Genomic DNA, 17,067 nt, shown 5'->3' with positions numbered 1-17,067 from the left:
AATTCAAGGGGAAGGGCAGGAAATGCCCCGAATTGACGAATACCTCTCAGTTCAATCGGGTGCCTTGGTCTGCAGCGCAAGCGCATGCAGCGCGCCGCCCATATTGCCCTTCAGGGCCTCGTAAACCATCTGATGCTGCTGAACGCGGCTCTTGCCGCGAAAATGCTCCGACACGACATTTGCCGCGTAGTGATCTCCGTCGCCGGCCAAATCCCGGATCTCCACCTGAGCGTCGGGCAGCGCCTCCTTGATCAGGGTTTCGATCTCGTTCGCGTTCATCGGCATCGTGCATCAGTCCTCATGTCAAGCTCCTGAAAGGCAAACGGCTCAAGCGCCTGCCATGTAGTTCGGGAACCAATCTTCGTGTGCTTTTTTCAAGTTTGCAACGGATATGGTGAGAATGCCCTCAACAGTCAAATCCTGACCACCTGTTTTGCCGATTTGCTGGGCGTCGATTCCGGCGTCCAGCAGGTCTTCGAGAACCGCATCGACCCGGTCCCGGGAAACCGTCAGCACATAACGTCCCTGGTCTTCCCCGAAAAGCGCCGCATGCGCGGGACCCTCGACCTTGACCGTCGCCCCGATGCCGCCGGCAATCGCCATTTCCGCCAATGCAACGGCGAGCCCGCCGGAGGAAACATCGTGAACGCCCGTCAGCCGTGCCGCTCCGATGAGCTGGCGCACGATCGTCCCGCGGCGCTTTTCGGCGGCAAGATCGACGGGTGGCGGCGCGCCTTCTTCGCGGCCCAGCACCTCGGCAAGATACTGCGTGGCTCCAAGATGGGTGCCGAAACCGCCGACAAGCAGCACGGCGTCACCTTCATTTGCGAAGGAGGCTCCGGCGCGGACGGTCACGTCCGGAAGAAGCCCCACCCCGCCGATCGCGGGCGTCGGCAGGATCGCTTCGCCGTGGGTTTCGTTGTAGAGCGAGACGTTTCCGGAGACGATCGGGAAATCCAGAGCGCGGCAGGCCTCGCCGATTCCCTTAATGCAGCCGACAAACTGACCCATGATTTCCGGCTTTTCCGGGTTGCCGAAATTCAGGTTGTCCGTTGCAGCCAGCGGCTCCGAGCCGACGGCGGTCAGATTGCGCCAGACCTCGGCAACGGCCTGCTTGCCGCCTTCGAACGGGTCCGCCTCGCAATAGCGGGGCGTGACGTCAACGGAAAAGGCGAGACCCTTGCGTGTGCCGTCGACACGGATCACGCCGGCATCGCCGCCAGGGGAGGCTGCCGTGTTGCTCTGGATCAGCGTGTCATACTGCTCATAGACCCAGCGCCGAGAGGACCCGTTGGCGCCGCCCAGCAATGTGGTCAGAGCTTCGGCGTAGTCGCCCGGTTCTTCAACGTCGGCGGCCGATAGCAGCGGCAGTTTCACCGGTTCGGCCCAGGGACGGTCGTATTCGGGAGCTTCGTCGCCCAGATCCTTGATCGGCAGGTCGGCAACGACGTCGCCCTGATGCTTGACGACAAAGCGCAGCGTGTCCGTGGTGACGCCGACAATCGCGAAATCGAGGCCCCATTTGCGGAAGATCGCTTCGGCTTCCTGCTCCATGGCCGGACGCAGGACCATCAGCATGCGCTCCTGGCTTTCCGAAAGCATCATTTCGTAGGCGCTCATGCGTTCTTCGCGAACAGGCACCTTGTCGAGGTCTAGCTCGATGCCCAGATCACCCTTCGCGCCCATCTCGACTGCGGAGCAGGTGAGCCCGGCTGCGCCCATGTCCTGAATGGCGATGACGGCGCCGGTATCCATGAGTTCAAGGCAGGCCTCGAGCAGGCACTTTTCGGTGAAGGGGTCGCCGACCTGAACCGTCGGGCGCTTTTCCTCGATCGTATCGTCGAATTCGGCAGACGCCATCGTCGCGCCGCCGACGCCGTCCCGGCCGGTTTTCGCGCCGAGATAGACGACGGGGAGGCCAACGCCTTCCGCCTTGGACAGGAAGATCGCATTCGCATTTGCAAGGCCGGCCGCAAAGGCGTTGACGAGACAGTTGCCGTTGTAGCGGGCGTGGAATTCAACTTCTCCGCCGACGGTCGGAACGCCGAAGGAGTTTCCGTAGCCGCCGACGCCGGAAACGACACCGGACACGAGATGGCGCGTGCGCGGATGATCGGGTTCTCCGAATCGCAGCGCATTCATGGCGGCAACGGGACGGGCGCCCATTGTGAACACGTCGCGCAGGATGCCGCCGACACCCGTTGCAGCTCCCTGGTAGGGTTCGATGTAGGACGGGTGATTGTGGCTTTCCATCTTGAAGACGACGGTCTGGCCATCACCGATATCGACGACGCCCGCATTTTCACCGGGTCCCTGCAGAACGCGTGGGCCTTCGGTTGGCAAGGTTTTCAGCCATTTCTTGGAAGACTTGTAGGAGCAGTGCTCGTTCCACATCGCCGAGAAGATGCCGAGTTCGGTAAAGGTCGGCTCGCGCCCGATCAGTTCAAGGATACGCTCGTATTCATCCGGCTTCAGCCCGTGAGAGGCAATCAGGTCGGGCGTGATCTTAATGTCGTTCGGGATCATGTCGTTCCAGTTTCTTGGGGCCGCCCTGGTTGGACCGGGCAGCCGCGGTCGCGCAATGTTGCCGCCGTTTAGCAGATTGCGTCCGGAAAGGGGAGGGGAACGACGAACTTTGTTTGCGGGAAACGCGCCACATCCAGGTGCCGGGAAGGACAGGCGCCACCAGGGAGAAAAAGACCGGCGAACGGAGAAGGTATCAGACGCGCTTGGCGACCCTTGACTGCAGCTTCAAAGTGACTTGCTGCCAGTCACGCATCTGGCCTTCGAGCCGCTTGATTTCCTTGTCCTTGAACGTGTTTTCCTGCCTGAGCTCCTGGACCGTATGCTCAAGTTTCATGATGCGCAGAAGTAAACGTTCAGCCGTCAACTCTTTACTCGTATCAATGTGGCTATCGGTCTGCATAATATATTCGTGCTTTCTGGTATTAATTCCTTGAGACTCAAGAATTTTTTTAAAAACAACAATCACTTCATCGTTTAGTTCCATCGGAATCACGCATTTTTTGCTGAGATTTGTCGGCATAAAAGGAAATCAGAAACAACTTCGCGTAGATTAATGGGTTGTGATGGGGTTGTAAAGATAGACAGTGACAATATAACTAAAAGTTTAACTGAAATCGGACGTAAATGCGCTGACGGTTAATTCCGCTTGATGCAGGGCCGCTTATTTGACCTTGTTCAGCCGCGTTTCACGCTGATGAACACGACGTGTTCGCTGCCGTACAGCGCGGCGGGTGTTTCGGCCACGGATACCGCGAAATCGAGCCATTGCTGCCGCGCTGCAACCGGCAGATCGGCAAGCCGCCACTCGCTTTGCGCCATCATGCTCTCGGCGCCGAAGAGTGCACGCTGTTCCAGCCCCGTTCCGTGGAAGACCGACGCGACTTCCGAAGGGTCGACGAAATGCGCGTCGACGAAAAAATCGGTTTCGGGTGCCAGCCTGTGCCGACGCTCGTACAGAAACTCGTCGATCACGGCGCGGCGCTTGCCGATGGCCGCGGGATCGGTCTTCAGCTGGTAGTGGGCGGCGGCGAACCGCGAAATGAAGGCGAAGGCGGCGATGCCCCCGGGTTTCAGGACCCTGACCGTCTCGGAGATGACGCGGTTGCGGTCGTCTTCCAAGGTCAGATGGTAGAGGGGCCCGAGTACCAGAACGGCGTCATATCTGGCATCGGGCAGGTCTGACAGGTCGCGCGCATCGCCAGCTTGTGCCGCGTTGTACGTCAGGCCCCGTTTATGCGCTTCCTCCCGGGCGCGGGCAATGTTTTCCGGTGAAAGATCGCGCAGATCGACACTGTGGCCGGCGGCTGTCAGGTCGAGCGCATAGCGGCCCGGTCCGGACCCGCAGTCGAGAATGTGCGCCTTTGCCGGCAGAAAGCGGCTCAGAAAGGCACTGGTGACGCCGTATTCGAGCCAGTTCTTTTCCAGCCGGAGCCATTCGTCTTCGACGGTGCGATCGTAAAAGTCCCGGACACGGTCGATCTCGTTCATGCGCGGGGCGTTTTGATCAAAGGGCGGGGGACTGAAGGGAGGATATGGGCGTTCCGCATTTCTGTCTCCATGCACCGGGAACGAGGACGCAGGGAGTATAATCGCGTGCGGCCGTCAACCGCAAAGGGGATCGCCCCAGGCCGGGAGTGGGATCCCGGCCCGGAAGCACGACCCTCAGACCGCGCCGGTATATTCGCCGCGGGCCGGGTAGTCGTTCTTCTGCACGAAATCGAGCGCACCGATCATTTCCTGGAAATGCGGGCGCACGAACGGCATTGTCTGGACGGAAGCAAAGTAGAGGCTGCCGTCACCTTTCACGAGAAAGACGCCGGGTTCGGAGAACAGGGCCGGCTCTTCGATCCCGATGGAGGTGGTGCCGCGACTGGTGGAGACGTAAAGGCCCCATTCCCGTGCCACGGTGAGCGGCAGGCCATAACCGAAACGAAGGGCTTCGTGTCCGACCTTGTCGGCCATCTGCTGTGCCCTGTCCTTGTCGTCGGACGAGATCGCAATGGTTTTGACGCCCTTTTCCGCGAAGTCCGGGGTCAGGCGGCCGAGTTCTTTCAGATATGTTGCGCAGATCGGGCAGTGGAGACCGCGGTAAAACACGACGAGTGTCGCAAAATCGGCTCCGTCGGCTGCAAGGTCGAAGGCGCCCGAGCCAAGCGTGTCTACCGTCAGGGCGGGTACCTGTTGACGTGGAATTAGCATTTTTTCCTCATGACTTTGGTGGCAAGGCTTCACTTTTGCCTTTTGATGAGCTTAAAATAGCGAACGCAACGAGAATAAACATCCTAAAAAGATGATCAGGAGTACGAATTTGCCGGTTGCCTATCGAACTTCGTTCAGCGGAAAGCTCGACCGGCTGTCCTCGCTGATAGATCGTCTGAGGGTTCATGTGGAAAATGCGCTGGTGGATCAGCCCGCCAACGGGTTTGCCAATCTCGTGATCTACGCCGATCCCAGCGGTGCCAACCGGCTGATCTTCTGTCCGTCGATGTCTGAAGAAGACCAGGCCTACCCGGAGATCGCACCTTTGAGCGGGGAAACGCCGCTTGTTGCAGCCCATATTTCCATCTCGGGGATCGGCAGGCAGTTGATCAATGCCTTGCCTGCCTGCATTTCCGTCCCGCTTTCGGAAGAACCGTACCTCACCGCGGTGGTGACCCCGCTGATCGAAGAGGCAACCACGCCCAGATGTGGAGGCCAGGCGGCCTTCCAGCGCCTGTGCGAGGTCGTGGTGATCCGTTTGTTGCGTCATGCCATGGAGGAGGGCAAAGCGGATACCGGGCTCCTGAACGGTCTTGCGCATCCGCGTATCGCCGCCGCTCTGGTCGCGATCCACGAGGCACCGGAAGAATCCTGGACGCTCGAACGGCTTGCAGAAACGGCCGGCATGTCTCGAACACAGTTTGCGGTGACGTTCAAGGAACTCGTCGGTGCAACACCGATGGGTTACCTCTCCAACTGGCGTCTCGACATCGCACGGGCGGAGCTTGAATCCGGCCGGCAGGTCAAGTCGGTTGCGACGCTATGCGGGTTTTCCAGTCCGGCCGCGTTTTCCAGGGCGTTTTCGCGGCGTTTCGGCTATCCCCCGAAACAGAAGCGCAATCAGGCTGCGTGACGGGTTCGGTTTTGGGCAAACGTCCGCGGACAAGGTGGCAGACTACGTCCGGTCCTCGACCTTGCGCTCCATCGCGTAGATCTCGTCGGTGACATCATCGGCCTTGCGCGCAAAGAGCGCCTGGGCGTCCTTCAGTCCGAGATTGTAGAAATGGGCGCCGAGCGAGCCGCTCAGGAAGTCGATCAGGAACTCCGCATCCATGTTGCCGATTTCAAGGTCCAGTTCGTCATCGAGATATCGCTGGATCTGCGCCGTCAGGCGCGCCCTGACGTCCTTGTCGAGCTTGAGTTCCTTCATGGCGTCCTCCCCGGAGTTGTCAGCGCCCGAAGTGGCTCAAGCAGCCCGGTCGAGCAGGCTCTCGAACAGAAGCCGGCCGTCGAGACCGCCGTTCAGCGGCTCCACGAGGTTTTCCGGGTGCGGCATCATACCAAGCACGTTGCCCTTGTCGTTGGTGATGCCGGCAATGTCGTTGATGGAACCGTTGGGGTTGGTGCCGTCGGCATATCGGAACACGACCTGGCCATTGTCCTCGATCCCGGCGAGCGTGCTTTCGTCCGCAAAATAGTTGCCGTCGTGATGGGCGACCGGGCAGCGCCAGACCTGGCCTTTGGTGAATTTCGATGAAAACCGGGTGGCATTGTTGACCGTTGTCATCTTCACTTCCTTGCAGACGAAGGTCAGACCGGCGTTGCGCATGAGTGCGCCGGGCAGGAGGCCCGCCTCGGTCAGGATCTGAAAGCCGTTGCACACACCCAGGACGGAGACGCCGCTGTCGGCCTTTGCGACCAAGTCCTTCAGGATCGGCGAACGGGCCGCGATGGCGCCGGAACGCAGATAGTCCCCGTAGGAAAAGCCGCCCGGAACGACGACGAGGTCCACGTCGGGCAGGGTGCTCTCCGTGTGCCACACGCTCTGCGGCCGCGAACCCGTGATCAGCTCGAGCGCATGGAACATGTCGCGGTCGCGATTGGAGCCGGGGAAGACGATGACGGCGGTTCTCATTTGGCAATCCCGTAGTTCTAGAGCAGGACAACAACGGCAACGAGCGCCGCTATTGCTGGCAGCAGGATGAACACCGCCGCCTTGAGCGCCATGAACGTCACGGCCTTGCGGGTGTCTTCATCCATGGTCCGTGACCGGCCTCAGGCGATCTCGATCGCGTAGTTTTCAATGACCGTGTTGGCGAGCAGCTTTTCACACATCTGCTCCAGTTCCGCCCTGGCGGCCTCCTTGTCGGCACCTGTCAGTTCAACATCGAAAACCTTGCCCTGGCGGACCGATCCGACATCGCCGAAACCGAGGCCACCCAGCGCTCCCTCAATGGCTTTCCCCTGAGGATCGAGTACGCCGTTTTTCAAGGTGACGATGACGCGTGCTTTCATGTGTCCTGGTCTCCAAAAGTCTGGCAGCCTGCCTGCGAGGCTCCTTACACCAGCTTGTCCGGTTCTGGAAGAGAAGAAGGGAGGGGAAACGAAAAACCCCCGCGAATCTTGCGGATTGCGGGGGGCTCAACGGTTATTGCACCAGCGTCGGACCGGAGTTGGCCGGCCGCTCGACGGCTATCATGATGCCGAGACGCTTGGCGACTTCCTGGTAGGCCTCCAGCATGCCGCCGAGGTCACGGCGGAAGCGGTCCTTGTCCATCTTGTCGTTGGTCTCGATGTCCCACAGACGACAGCTGTCGGGCGAAATCTCGTCGGCAACGACGATGCGCATCATGTCGCCCTCGAACAGGCGGCCGCACTCGATCTTGAAGTCGACAAGGCGAATGCCGACACCGAGAAACAGGCCTGACAGGAAGTCGTTGACGCGGATGGCGAGCGCCATCATGTCGTCCAGTTCCTGAGGGGTCGCCCAGCCGAAGGCCGTGATGTGTTCCTCGGCAACCATCGGGTCGTCGAGCTCGTCATTCTTGTAGTAGAACTCGATGATGGAACGCGGCAGTTGCGTGCCTTCTTCCAATCCGAGGCGCTTGGCGATGGACCCGGCGGCGACGTTGCGCACGACCACTTCCAGCGGGATGATCTCGACTTCGCGGATCAGCTGCTCGCGCATGTTCATGCGCCGGATGAAGTGAGTCGGAATGCCGATGGCGTTCAGATGATTGAAGATGAACTCGGAAATGCGGTTGTTGAGAACACCCTTGCCGTCAACAATCTCGTGTTTCTTGTTATTGAAGGCGGTCGCATCGTCCTTGAAGTGCTGGACCAGTGTTCCCGGTTCCGGACCTTCGTAGAGAATCTTGCCTTTACCTTCGTATATGCGCCGACGGCGGTTCATGGGCTATACCGTTTTTTGTGAAGCCTGGGGATGGGTCTTGCTCACCTGGCGACGGGCCCTGCGGGACCTGTTCCGGTCGACCGGCGTCTGCCAACAAGGCGGCAATCCCTCATTTGCGGCGCGGAACTTACCCGAAGCGCGACGAAAGTACAATCTTATGTTTTTCCGGCGAGCCGATGCACACGGGAAATCGCGGCTTTATTCCGCTTTTGGCGCATGTGCGTATCTATCGCGTTGATTTGATGGCCCTGCGGGGATATGCAAGAGGCCAGACAAACCCCATATGGGGTGCAGTGCATGAACGCAGTTCAGGAGACGAAGAGTATGAGCACTTTCGACAAGCGCGAACAGGGATTTGAAAACAAATTCGCGCATGACGAGGAGCTGCGGTTCAAAGCGACCGCGCGCCGCAACAAGCTTTTGGGCATCTGGGCCGCCGGACTGCTGGGCTATGAAGGCGAAAAGGCCGAGGAATATGCCAAGGAAGTCGTCCGTGCGGACTTCGAGGAGCCGGGCGATGAGGACGTGTTCCGCAAAATCCGCGAGGATTTCGACACGAACAACATCGACCAGTCCGACCATCAGATCCGCCGCAACATGGACGAGCTGATGTCCACGGCCATCGAACAGCTTCAGAACGAAGGCTGATGCGGGACTGAGCATCCCTTATACGAATGCAAAATGCCCGCCGGAAACGGCGGGCGTTTTTGTTTCAGTGCTTGTTGCCGGAACTGTTCATCCTGCAGCGGCGCTTTAAAAAAAGCGGGCGGCGTGTCAGACGGATTCGCGGGCACATCATTCCCATGCGGTGCCACCCTCGTCAGGTGCTCCGATCAAAAAACGGATTCGGGCGTCTTTGGTCCTGGACCTGAAAGTCAGGTCCAGGCGATGGCCGTTCCGATCAGGACAAGCCCCATGCCGGTCAGTTCACGAACCGAGTAGTTTTCACCGAAATACAAATGAGTCATCGCACCGATGAAAATCACTTCGGCCCCGAGAATACCGACATAGATCAGGCCCAATCGTTCCTGCCTCAGGGCAAACACTTCAAAAGCGCCTGCCGTCAGGAGTGCGGCTCCAATGATCAGCACCAGACCGATGCTTGGAAACTCCGCCAGGGACTTCATCGCGACCATTGCCACACTGTAAAAAAACGCCGAAATCAGCGCGAGCATTGCAACAGAATTGAACATTTTTTCTAAACAAATAAATTTTGAAATTACGTAAGGTAAGGTAGGGAGCTTGCCGGGTTCGGTCAAGGGATAAAGGCGCACGAATCCGTCTTTCATGGCCCGGCCCGTGGACAACAAGCCGTGCCGGAAGCCACGACATTTTCCGCATTTCGAAATGAGCGCGGGGCAACGACGGCGAGAAAGGCGGCCTTTGCGACGATTTTGTTCCGGACTGGGCTTGCGGCCCGGGTCCGTGCGCGTTTTGATCGCGGCAACACATGGGAGTTGAACCGTGACTGACAAAACGTTTCTTGCCGACAAACTGCGTTCCGGGACCCCGGTCGTGACCAGCTGGTGTTTCCTGCGTTCCGCGATGATCCCGGAAATTCTTGCCCGCGCGGGCTATGACGCCGTGACGATCGACATGCAGCACGGCATGTACGACTTCGATGCCACCGTGGACGCCTTCACGCATATCGCACTGGGCGGTGCCCACCGGATCGCGCGCATTCCTGTCGGCGACAACGCGCTTGCCGGACGGCTGATCGACATGGGCGCGGAATGCATCATCGCACCGATGATCAATTCCAGGGCGGATGCGGAAGACTTCGCACGGTCGCTGAAATACCCGCCGCTCGGTGACCGAAGCTGGTCGCCGAGGCGTGCGGTCATGCTCACGGGCCAGTCGAACGAAGAGTATCTGAAGGCGTCCAATTCCCAGACGATCGGACTTGCGATGGTCGAGACGCAGGAGGCCATCGATGCCCTGGACGACATCCTGTCGGTGCCGGAGCTGGACGGCATCTTTGTCGGTCCCAGCGATCTTTCCCTGTCGCTTTCGAACGGGGCCGCGCTTGATCCCAACGGGGCGGCGACAGCGGAGGCGTGCGCGAAAATCGCCGAAAAAGCACTGGCGGCTGGCAAGCTTGCCGGGATCTTCTGTCTGAGCGGCGAAAAGGTGGAAGAGGCCGTATCCATGGGCTACCAGCTGATCTCCCACGGCATCGACACGCTCTTTGTCGATGGCGCAGCACGCGGAGCCCTCGGTGAGGTCAGCTGGCTGAAAGACAGGGTGGCCGGGAAACCCGAGGCCGGCTACTGACCGGACCGCGTCTGTTTCGCTCCGGCCGGTATGACCCGGTTCAGCCGAGCCGCTTCATGAAGTGGGCGAAGGACATCATGCCTTCGGGCCAGGGGCCGTGGCCGCTTTCCACATTGATGTGGCCGGCTTCGCCGGCATCCTGAAATGTCGCGCCCCAGGCCCCGGCGAGGTCCTCGGCGCGCTCATAGTCGCAATAAGGATCGTTCCGGCTGGCGACGAGATGCGAGGGAAAGGGCAGGGGATCGCGGGGGATCGGCGTGAAGTCGCCGCCGTCGAACTCCTCGACCAGGCCGTCCCTGTCCCAGTCGGACGGGGCGACGAGATAGGCACCCCTGACCTTGTCCTTCAGGACATGGGCGCCGTGAGCGACCAGAATGCAGCCCAGTGAATGTGCGACGAGAACCACCGGCCGTTCGGCGGCATCGACCTCACGCACCAGCTTGTCGAGCCAGTCCTTCTTCGTCGGGGCGTGAAGTTCGGCCTGTTTGACGACACGGGCCGTCGCCATCTTGTCGCGCCAGCGCAGGATCCAGTGACCGGGCAGGGTCTTGCCATAGCCCGGTATGAGCAGGATGTCCGTCTCTGATATCTTCATCGCCAAGTTCCGATGTTCGTTCCCGTCAGGAAAGCGGGCCGTAAAAGCCGTGTTTCAGCGCGCGAGCCCAGCCCGGCCGGCCATTCCGGTCCGCCTCCAGGCTGGCCGCGTCCCAGTCATAGCTGAGGATTCGTTCCTGAAAATTCCAGTCCTTGCCCGACCTTGTCATCACGGCGTAGCGCGCATGCGGACTGCCGACCTCCATCTTGTGCCGGTGCGGATGATCATCCTCATAGGCGGGAAGACCGACGCTGCCGGGGTTCAGGATCGTCTGGCCCGTTGCGCTCAGATGAATCACGCGGGGAATGTGGGTGTGACCGCAGCAGATGACCGGTGCGGATTCGGACCTGATGTCCGCAAGCAGCGTTTCTTCGTCCGGGAGATGGCCCTTGGGACCGTCGATCTTTTCGGTCAGGTATCTGTTGTCATCGTCCGGTGTGCCGTGACACAGGAACACATCGTCGCTCAGCCGGATCGTCGCTCTGGTGGTTTTCAGCCAGTCCATGCTCGCAGCGCTCAGGCGCTCGGCAGCAAACGCATCCGTCGGTCCCATTTTCTCGATCGGGTCCTCGATCAGAAACCGGTCGTGATTGCCGCGCACCGTCGGCCAGTCCGTCTCGCGCAGGATCGCCGCCGTTTCCTCGGGCCACAGCGGTCCTGAGACGCAGTCACCGAGGTTGACGATCAGGTCCGGGCTTGCGTGTTTCAGGTCCTCAAGCACAGCTTCCAGGGCAAGCAGATTGCCGTGAATGTCGGAGATAACCGCGATTTTCATGAGCAACTCCGGCGCAGAGACATCAGTATTCAGGCCATTTTCAAAATGCCGCCCCGGTCCTGAACCAGGGTCTCCTTTCAAGCACCGTTAGTGGTCCCGGATCAAGTCCGGGACGGCAATGGCATTGCGGGCGGTCCTAAAGGTGGCTCAGCCTTCCCCGAAGACGCGCTTAAAGATCACGTCGACATTCTTGGTGTGGTAGCCGAGGTCGAAGCGGTCGCGAATTTCGTCTTCGGACAGGTAATTGCGCACGTCGGCATCGTTCAGCAGCTCGGTCAGGAAATCGACCGACGCCGCGCCCGCGACCTGGTAGCTGTCCCACACCTTCATCGCGTTGCGCTGAACGAGGCGGTAGGCGTCTTCGCGCGAGGAGCCGGCCTGTGTCAGGGCCAGCAGGATGCGCTGGGAATGCACCAGTCCGCCCAGGCGGTCCATGTTGCCGATCATGCGCTCCGGATAGACCATCAGTTTGTCGATGACGCCGGTCAGCCGGGCGAGGGCGAAGTCGAGCGTCACCGTCGCGTCGGGGCCGATCATGCGTTCGACGGACGAGTGCGAAATATCGCGTTCGTGCCAGAGCGCGACGTTTTCCATGGCCGGAATGGCATAGCCGCGTACCAGGCGGGCGAGACCGGTCAGGTTTTCCGTCAGCACCGGATTGCGCTTGTGCGGCATGGCCGAGGAGCCCTTCTGCCCCTTGGAGAAGAACTCTTCCGCCTCGAGCACTTCCGTGCGCTGAAGGTGCCTGACTTCCGTTGCGACGCGCTCGATGGAAGATGCAATGACGCCGAGCGTCGCGAAGTACATGGCATGCCGGTCGCGCGGGATCACCTGGGTCGAGACCGGCTCGGCCGTGAGGCCCATTGCCTTGGCGACGTGTTCCTCGACCCGCGGGTCGATGTTGGCGAAGGTGCCGACGGCGCCGGAAATCGCGCAGGTCGCCACTTCCTCGCGGGCTGCGAGCAGCCGGGTCCTGCAGCGGTCGAATTCCGCGTAGGCCTCGGCCATTTTCAGGCCGAAGGTGACCGGTTCGGCGTGAATGCCGTGGGAGCGGCCGATACAGACCGTGTCCTTGTGCTCCATTGCCCGGCGCTTGAGCGCGTCGAGCAGGGCGTCGAGGTCGGCAAGCAAAAGGTCGGTGGCCTTGACCAGCTGGACGTTGAAACAGGTGTCCAGAACATCGGAAGACGTCATGCCCTGGTGAACGAAGCGGGCGTCCGGACCGACGATTTCCGCCAGATGCGTCAGAAAGGCGATGACATCGTGCTTGGTTTCGCGTTCGATCTCGTCGATGCGATCGATGTCGAACGTCGCGTTGCCGCCCTTTTCCCAGATTGTCGCCGCGGCTTCCTTCGGGATGACGCCGAGTTCAGCCAGCGCATCGCAGGCATGGGCTTCAATCTCGAACCAGATGCGAAATTTCGATTCCGGAGACCAGATGGACACCATGTCGGGACGGGAGTAGCGCGGGATCATCGCGGACAGAACCTCTTCATGCGGGGAAAACCTGGCTGCGGCATAGCAGAGGGCGGCGCGCCCTTCAATGCGCTGATACGGATTTTGCTTGCGGGCGGCATCAGGGCGGTGAACTTTACGGGTGTCGCCGCGCGATTCGTCTTAGCCGAAGGACCATGGAGAACCGCATGCCGATCTGGCGTCCCGCAAACACAATCACGGTCAAGGCGCTTGCCCTGATCTGGCAGGATGACGCGCTTCTCCTGTCCGATGTCTACGATGACAGCGGCCGCGCAACGGGAATGCGGCCGCTCGGGGGGACCGTTGAATTCGGCGAACCCTGGCGGGATGCCCTGCAACGGGAGTTCCTGGAAGAGCTGGGTGCACAGATCACGCTGCTCGACTCCCAATTCGTGATCGAGAACCTGTTCGAGCATCATGGCGTGCCGGGACACGAGATCGTTTTTCTGTGCCATGCCCATTTCACCGACAACCGGTTCTACCGGCAGGACAGCCTCGTCTTTGAAGAGAGCGACGAAACCGATGGGATGGCGAAGTGGGTCTCGCTCGCCGAAATGGACGCCAAGGGGCTTGAGCTTTACCCGACGGGTCTTCGGGAACGGATTTCGGGTTCGGACATGAAAACCGGGCACAGGTCCCGGCTGAGCTGAAACGCGGTCCGGCGCCGCGGCCGGTCAGCTCCGTTCGATGGTGCGCATGGCGACGGGAACTGCGAGCAGCATCGTCACGCCGATGACGGTAAACAGCACGGCATAGCTCGGGGTTTCCGCGTGGAGCGCGCTCATGGCGGCGAGCCCCATGCTTCCGCCCAGCATCTGCAGCGTCAGATTGATGCCGCTTGCCTGCCCGTGCTTTTCCAGGGGAACGGAGTTCATCTGCACGCGGCGAACCGGAATGGCGATGCTCGGCATCGATGGGCCCCACAAAAGCAGAGGGGCGAGCGAAAACAGGGCGGCACCCGCAGTGAAGTAGCTGCGCCTGCTGAAATGATCTCCGAGACGGCCCGCCAGGGCCACGGCGCAGGTGAAACTCAACAGGTAGGCATTGACCACCCAATGGGTGGCGGAGACCGACAGGCCGAGTTCGTCGGCAATGGAGGGCAGGGAGACGGTGACAACGGTTTCGTCCAGAACGATCAGTCCGAGCACGCCGCTCATGGCCGCGAGCAACCACCACTTTCTGTGTTCTGCAATCATGGGGCTCAAGGCCGAACCCTAGAACCTGAAGTCGGGTTTTTCCGCCGGAGCGTCTTCCGGTACATCATATTCTTCGATTTCATCCAGGAATTCCTCTGCCAGGTATCGCTTGAATTTCGTCTTGTCGAGGCTGAGGCGGATGGCGAAGACGTAGACGACTGCGGCCAGCAGAGCGATGGCGAGCATGTCCGGGCCGAGCGGGATTACATTCGCGCCGTTGCCGAACGAGCCGAGATAGGAAAGCAGCATGATGCCGGCGAGATAGGGTGCAAGCCACGACGCCTCGCGCCAGTCGAGACTGTCAAATCCCCCCTGTGAATTGCGCACCAGCAGGAGCACAAAACCGATTGCCAGACAAATGCCGAGGTGGCTCAGCGTGTCCCAGCCGCTCCAGTAGATGATCAGGCTGGCAACGATGAAGGCAAGGCAGCCAGTAAAGGGGGCCGCGGGCAGTTGAAAGGCTCTCGGCGTGTCGGGCAGCAGCCGGCGGAACGCCAGAACGGCGATGGGGCCGACGACGAAGGACAACACGATCGAAGAGGTGTTGAGCGCGATCACTTCCTTGAAGGGGAGCAGAAAGAAGAAAATCGCCGAAACCAGGAAATTCACCAGCAAGGCGAACAACGGCACGCCGCGACGCGACAATTGTTCCATGAATTTCGGAAACAGGCCGTTCTGGGCCATCGCAAGGCCCAGGCGCGCGTTCGACCCGACCGAGACCAGGCCGGAAGCAAAGCTGGAAATGCGCGCGCTGGTGTCCAGAAGACTGACGATCCATAGCGCACCGACCGCCGTTGCGAGTGCAGCCATCGGTCCGAGCTCACCGGAAAAGTGAAGTGCGTGCCAGCCGTTTTCCAGGTCCTTGCCGCTCAGCGCACCCAGGAAGGCAATCTGCAGGGCGCCGAGGATGAACAGGCAGATTACCAGGCTCAGCACCAGCGCGAGAGGGACGTTGACCTTCGGGTTGCGGGCTTCCCCCGCCATTTCGATGACATGCCGGAAGCCGAGGAGCGCGAAGATCACGCCTCCGCTCGAGATGGCTGACAGGATTCCCTTCAGACCCTCGGGGGCGAATCCGCCATAGCTGCTGAAGTTTTCAAGGCGGAATGCCGATGCGATGACGACGGCGGCAAGAAGCGACGGGACAATGATCTTGATCCACGTGAGAGCCGTGTTGATGCGCGCAAAGAACTTGACGCCGAAGGCATTCAGCACGGTGAAAACCATCAGCAAGACACAGGCAACGCCGAGACCGGCCGGCGTGAGCTGACCGCCCGGCGCATAAAGCCAGGGTGCGTTGCTTGCCGAATAGCGCAGCACCGCTTCGACTTCGATTGTCGCGGCGGTGTTGTATCCGACCCACGCCGTCCAGCCCATCGCCATGGATACAACGGAACCGTGCGAAAAATGCGGAACGCGGCCGATGCCGCCGGGAACGGGCAGGATCGCCGAAATTTCGGCAAAGGTCGCGGCCAGCAACAGCATGGCAACGCCGCCGATCAGCCAGGCAAGCAGCGCCGAGGGACCGGCGGCCTGTGCGGCGAGGAGTGGCGCGAACAGCCAGCCGGAGCCGAGAATGCCGCTGATTGCGACAAAGGTCAGGCCCAAGAGCCCGATGCTGCGTTGCATGTGCGCCAAGATGTTCCCCCGCAAACGTCGGCATGTGCCGGGAGCTCAGGTGATGGACCCATAAATGAGGCCGAAATGGTTTGAGGCGGCTTGCTTCTCGTCAAGGAGCGGAAGCGCAGGAAATGTTCCACATTTTCAAACCTTTCGCAACGCAGAGGAGGCGCAAGCCGGTCAAATCCGAAGGACATGGAAATGGCTTCACCCCGTGGCGTTAGCGTGCTTGACCGGGCACGAAGCCCGCTCCGCACACCCTTCCTGACGGGATTTCACCATTTCCCATGCCATTTCAGTCTCATTTATGGGGCCATCACCTCGCCGAGGGAAGGTCAAAACGGGAAGCCGGGATTTGGTTTTCCCGTATCGGAAGATCGCCGAAACGGATGCGACTGCGGCGTGAACCGGCAGGCAGTCATAAAGTTGCCGGGGACGGGCCTGCTTCAAGTCGCGAGAACGAGTGCCGCTTTTCCGGTGCTGGACAGATCCACCTGTTCGCGCCGGACCGTCGTGGAGAAGACATTTCTGATATCGCGCCTGAAAACTTCGAAACGCGTGTAACCGAGCTCCTGCAGGTAGGACAGCAGGTCAGCGCCGTTGCTATCGCTCAGCACCTCGCACAAGAGCGGCGGCCTGTGTTCGCTCAGCGTTTTTTCACCGCCCCTGATGACGCTGGTCTCGTGCCCTTCGACGTCGATCTTGATGAGCCGGATCTTGGCGGCGTCGATGCCGTTGGACGCAATGAATGCGTCCATCGTCGTGCATGCGATATCGGTCCGGTCCACGGGGATCTCGTGATGTGTCTCGTCAAGGGTCGCCCATCCGAGGTTTCCGTTCCGGGGCACGAAAATCGGCACCTCTCCCTCCGTGTCCGACAGCGCCTCGTTGATCGCAGTGGCGTTGCCGGCACCGGCAAGCGCCAGATTGGCCTTGAGCACCTCGAAGGTCACCGGATTGGGTTCGAAGGCAAACACCTGTCCGAAATAGTCGCGCAGCAGAATGGAATAGACGCCAATATTGCCGCCGACATCGAGAAAGACGCCGTCTTCGTCAACGGACGTCTCGTCAAGATAATCCTGGACACCATCAAGCTGGGTCTGTTCGAAACTTCCGGTGCTGAACAGGCGCATGCCGATGACATCGTTCATGGGCACGCAAATATGCGTGAACCCCTTCCGGCGGTTCGCCCTGTTGCGCATCGCCTCTGCCA

General features: G+C 60.4%; 21 protein-coding genes. 4 read left to right on the top strand and 17 right to left on the bottom strand.

Going from position 1 to position 17,067, the window contains the following annotated elements; genetic code table 11:
- Positions 1-51: 51 nt before the first annotated feature.
- The 5 genes from ACO07N_RS25540 to ACO07N_RS25520 all read right to left on the bottom strand — a co-directional run bounded on the left by ACO07N_RS25540 (position 52) and on the right by ACO07N_RS25520 (position 4,725).
- Positions 52-285 (bottom strand): BolA family protein, encoded by a 234-nt coding sequence (locus ACO07N_RS25540; RefSeq protein WP_306145981.1) that lies wholly within the window; start codon positions 283-285, stop codon positions 52-54.
- A 42-nt stretch (positions 286-327) separates the two neighbouring features.
- Complete coding sequence (gene purL / locus ACO07N_RS25535; RefSeq protein WP_421983693.1) at positions 328-2,526, bottom strand: phosphoribosylformylglycinamidine synthase subunit PurL; 2,199 nt, start codon at positions 2,524-2,526, stop codon at positions 328-330.
- A 193-nt stretch (positions 2,527-2,719) separates the two neighbouring features.
- A complete protein-coding gene (locus tag ACO07N_RS25530) occupies positions 2,720-3,010 on the bottom strand; it encodes a hypothetical protein (RefSeq protein WP_421983692.1) in 291 nt (96 codons plus the stop codon).
- Positions 3,011-3,201: 191 nt separating this feature from the next.
- A complete protein-coding gene (locus tag ACO07N_RS25525) occupies positions 3,202-4,014 on the bottom strand; it encodes a class I SAM-dependent methyltransferase (protein WP_421983691.1) in 813 nt (270 codons plus the stop codon).
- 174 nt (positions 4,015-4,188) lie between these two features.
- Positions 4,189-4,725: a peroxiredoxin-like family protein gene (locus tag ACO07N_RS25520; protein WP_421983690.1), complete on the bottom strand. Its 537-nt coding sequence runs from the start codon at positions 4,723-4,725 to the stop codon at positions 4,189-4,191.
- A 109-nt stretch (positions 4,726-4,834) separates the two neighbouring features.
- Here ACO07N_RS25520 and ACO07N_RS25515 point away from each other — a divergent pair, with 109 nt between their 5' ends.
- The gene (locus tag ACO07N_RS25515; protein ID WP_421983689.1) at positions 4,835-5,638 is read left to right on the top strand and encodes a helix-turn-helix domain-containing protein; all 804 of its coding nucleotides are present in this window, start codon (positions 4,835-4,837) and stop codon (positions 5,636-5,638) included.
- Positions 5,639-5,680: 42 nt separating this feature from the next.
- Here the strand turns inward: ACO07N_RS25515 and ACO07N_RS25510 are convergent, their stop codons facing one another.
- The 5 genes from ACO07N_RS25510 to purC all read right to left on the bottom strand — a co-directional run bounded on the left by ACO07N_RS25510 (position 5,681) and on the right by purC (position 7,918).
- Positions 5,681-5,935, bottom strand: coding sequence for a DUF2164 domain-containing protein (locus tag ACO07N_RS25510; protein ID WP_319382745.1), 255 nt, complete (start codon positions 5,933-5,935; stop codon positions 5,681-5,683).
- Positions 5,936-5,971: 36 nt separating this feature from the next.
- The gene (purQ, locus tag ACO07N_RS25505) at positions 5,972-6,640 is read right to left on the bottom strand and encodes a phosphoribosylformylglycinamidine synthase subunit PurQ (protein WP_421983688.1); all 669 of its coding nucleotides are present in this window, start codon (positions 6,638-6,640) and stop codon (positions 5,972-5,974) included.
- A 17-nt stretch (positions 6,641-6,657) separates the two neighbouring features.
- Positions 6,658-6,765, bottom strand: a complete 108-nt coding sequence (locus ACO07N_RS25500; RefSeq protein ID WP_319382743.1) for a phosphoribosylformylglycinamidine synthase-associated small membrane protein — start codon at positions 6,763-6,765, stop codon at positions 6,658-6,660.
- Positions 6,766-6,780: 15 nt separating this feature from the next.
- Positions 6,781-7,020, bottom strand: a complete 240-nt coding sequence (purS, locus tag ACO07N_RS25495; protein ID WP_421983687.1) for a phosphoribosylformylglycinamidine synthase subunit PurS — start codon at positions 7,018-7,020, stop codon at positions 6,781-6,783.
- Between the two features lie 133 nt (positions 7,021-7,153).
- Positions 7,154-7,918 carry a phosphoribosylaminoimidazolesuccinocarboxamide synthase gene (gene purC, locus ACO07N_RS25490; RefSeq protein WP_306145997.1) on the bottom strand — a complete coding sequence of 255 codons (765 nt, stop codon included), beginning with the start codon at positions 7,916-7,918 and terminating at the stop codon, positions 7,154-7,156.
- Positions 7,919-8,242: 324 nt separating this feature from the next.
- Here purC and ACO07N_RS25485 point away from each other — a divergent pair, with 324 nt between their 5' ends.
- Complete coding sequence (locus ACO07N_RS25485; protein WP_421983686.1) at positions 8,243-8,566, top strand: DUF1476 domain-containing protein; 324 nt, start codon at positions 8,243-8,245, stop codon at positions 8,564-8,566.
- 227 nt (positions 8,567-8,793) lie between these two features.
- Here the strand turns inward: ACO07N_RS25485 and ACO07N_RS25480 are convergent, their stop codons facing one another.
- Positions 8,794-9,207: a hypothetical protein gene (locus tag ACO07N_RS25480; RefSeq protein ID WP_421983685.1), complete on the bottom strand. Its 414-nt coding sequence runs from the start codon at positions 9,205-9,207 to the stop codon at positions 8,794-8,796.
- Positions 9,208-9,382: 175 nt separating this feature from the next.
- Between ACO07N_RS25480 and ACO07N_RS25475 the strand changes: the two genes are divergently transcribed.
- The gene (locus ACO07N_RS25475) at positions 9,383-10,192 is read left to right on the top strand and encodes an HpcH/HpaI aldolase family protein (protein WP_421983684.1); all 810 of its coding nucleotides are present in this window, start codon (positions 9,383-9,385) and stop codon (positions 10,190-10,192) included.
- A gap of 40 nt (positions 10,193-10,232) precedes the next feature.
- Here ACO07N_RS25475 and ACO07N_RS25470 read toward each other — a convergent pair whose 3' ends face one another.
- From ACO07N_RS25470 to purB, 3 genes are all read right to left on the bottom strand, one after another.
- Positions 10,233-10,787, bottom strand: coding sequence for an RBBP9/YdeN family alpha/beta hydrolase (locus ACO07N_RS25470; protein ID WP_421983683.1), 555 nt, complete (start codon positions 10,785-10,787; stop codon positions 10,233-10,235).
- A 25-nt stretch (positions 10,788-10,812) separates the two neighbouring features.
- On the bottom strand, positions 10,813-11,562 hold the full coding sequence (locus tag ACO07N_RS25465; protein ID WP_421983682.1) for a metallophosphoesterase family protein: 750 nt from the start codon (positions 11,560-11,562) through the stop codon (positions 10,813-10,815).
- 147 nt (positions 11,563-11,709) lie between these two features.
- Complete coding sequence (gene purB, locus ACO07N_RS25460) at positions 11,710-13,038, bottom strand: adenylosuccinate lyase (RefSeq protein ID WP_421983681.1); 1,329 nt, start codon at positions 13,036-13,038, stop codon at positions 11,710-11,712.
- 167 nt (positions 13,039-13,205) lie between these two features.
- On the opposite strand from purB, the gene ACO07N_RS25455 reads away from it, so the two are divergent.
- Positions 13,206-13,688: an NUDIX hydrolase gene (locus tag ACO07N_RS25455; RefSeq protein WP_421983680.1), complete on the top strand. Its 483-nt coding sequence runs from the start codon at positions 13,206-13,208 to the stop codon at positions 13,686-13,688.
- 24 nt (positions 13,689-13,712) lie between these two features.
- Here the strand turns inward: ACO07N_RS25455 and ACO07N_RS25450 are convergent, their stop codons facing one another.
- The 3 genes from ACO07N_RS25450 to ACO07N_RS25440 all read right to left on the bottom strand — a co-directional run bounded on the left by ACO07N_RS25450 (position 13,713) and on the right by ACO07N_RS25440 (position 17,056).
- Positions 13,713-14,234 (bottom strand): MFS transporter, encoded by a 522-nt coding sequence (locus tag ACO07N_RS25450; RefSeq protein ID WP_421984489.1) that lies wholly within the window; start codon positions 14,232-14,234, stop codon positions 13,713-13,715.
- Between the two features lie 18 nt (positions 14,235-14,252).
- The gene (locus tag ACO07N_RS25445; protein WP_421983679.1) at positions 14,253-15,863 is read right to left on the bottom strand and encodes an APC family permease; all 1,611 of its coding nucleotides are present in this window, start codon (positions 15,861-15,863) and stop codon (positions 14,253-14,255) included.
- Between the two features lie 437 nt (positions 15,864-16,300).
- Complete coding sequence (locus tag ACO07N_RS25440) at positions 16,301-17,056, bottom strand: FkbM family methyltransferase (protein ID WP_421983678.1); 756 nt, start codon at positions 17,054-17,056, stop codon at positions 16,301-16,303.
- Positions 17,057-17,067: the final 11 nt, after the last annotated feature.

The sequence above is a fragment of the Roseibium sp. genome (assembly GCF_965229775.1).
In the GTDB taxonomy this organism is placed as follows: domain Bacteria; phylum Pseudomonadota; class Alphaproteobacteria; order Rhizobiales; family Stappiaceae; genus Roseibium.
The sequence above is the reverse complement of the archived record's forward strand: the minus strand, read 5'-3'. Positions and strand labels throughout refer to the sequence as shown.

What these genes read in the sequence shown, in the direction of transcription:
- ACO07N_RS25540 (WP_306145981.1), bottom strand. Translation starts at nt 285, where the DNA reads ATGCCGATGAACGCGAACGAGATCGAAACCCTGATCAAGGAGGCGCTG.
- purL (WP_421983693.1), bottom strand. Translation starts at nt 2,526, where the DNA reads ATGATCCCGAACGACATTAAGATCACGCCCGACCTGATTGCCTCTCAC.
- ACO07N_RS25530 (WP_421983692.1), bottom strand. Translation starts at nt 3,010, where the DNA reads ATGGAACTAAACGATGAAGTGATTGTTGTTTTTAAAAAAATTCTTGAG.
- ACO07N_RS25525 (WP_421983691.1), bottom strand. Translation starts at nt 4,014, where the DNA reads ATGAACGAGATCGACCGTGTCCGGGACTTTTACGATCGCACCGTCGAA.
- ACO07N_RS25520 (WP_421983690.1), bottom strand. Translation starts at nt 4,725, where the DNA reads ATGCTAATTCCACGTCAACAGGTACCCGCCCTGACGGTAGACACGCTT.
- ACO07N_RS25510 (WP_319382745.1), bottom strand. Translation starts at nt 5,935, where the DNA reads ATGAAGGAACTCAAGCTCGACAAGGACGTCAGGGCGCGCCTGACGGCG.
- purQ (WP_421983688.1), bottom strand. Translation starts at nt 6,640, where the DNA reads ATGAGAACCGCCGTCATCGTCTTCCCCGGCTCCAATCGCGACCGCGAC.
- ACO07N_RS25500 (WP_319382743.1), bottom strand. Translation starts at nt 6,765, where the DNA reads ATGGATGAAGACACCCGCAAGGCCGTGACGTTCATGGCGCTCAAGGCG.
- purS (WP_421983687.1), bottom strand. Translation starts at nt 7,020, where the DNA reads ATGAAAGCACGCGTCATCGTCACCTTGAAAAACGGCGTACTCGATCCT.
- purC (WP_306145997.1), bottom strand. Translation starts at nt 7,918, where the DNA reads ATGAACCGCCGTCGGCGCATATACGAAGGTAAAGGCAAGATTCTCTAC.
- ACO07N_RS25485 (WP_421983686.1), top strand. Translation starts at nt 8,243, where the DNA reads ATGAGCACTTTCGACAAGCGCGAACAGGGATTTGAAAACAAATTCGCG.
- ACO07N_RS25480 (WP_421983685.1), bottom strand. Translation starts at nt 9,207, where the DNA reads ATGAAAGACGGATTCGTGCGCCTTTATCCCTTGACCGAACCCGGCAAG.
- ACO07N_RS25470 (WP_421983683.1), bottom strand. Translation starts at nt 10,787, where the DNA reads ATGAAGATATCAGAGACGGACATCCTGCTCATACCGGGCTATGGCAAG.
- ACO07N_RS25465 (WP_421983682.1), bottom strand. Translation starts at nt 11,562, where the DNA reads ATGAAAATCGCGGTTATCTCCGACATTCACGGCAATCTGCTTGCCCTG.
- purB (WP_421983681.1), bottom strand. Translation starts at nt 13,038, where the DNA reads ATGATCCCGCGCTACTCCCGTCCCGACATGGTGTCCATCTGGTCTCCG.
- ACO07N_RS25455 (WP_421983680.1), top strand. Translation starts at nt 13,206, where the DNA reads ATGCCGATCTGGCGTCCCGCAAACACAATCACGGTCAAGGCGCTTGCC.
- ACO07N_RS25450 (WP_421984489.1), bottom strand. Translation starts at nt 14,234, where the DNA reads ATGATTGCAGAACACAGAAAGTGGTGGTTGCTCGCGGCCATGAGCGGC.
- ACO07N_RS25445 (WP_421983679.1), bottom strand. Translation starts at nt 15,863, where the DNA reads ATGCAACGCAGCATCGGGCTCTTGGGCCTGACCTTTGTCGCAATCAGC.
- ACO07N_RS25440 (WP_421983678.1), bottom strand. Translation starts at nt 17,056, where the DNA reads ATGCGCAACAGGGCGAACCGCCGGAAGGGGTTCACGCATATTTGCGTG.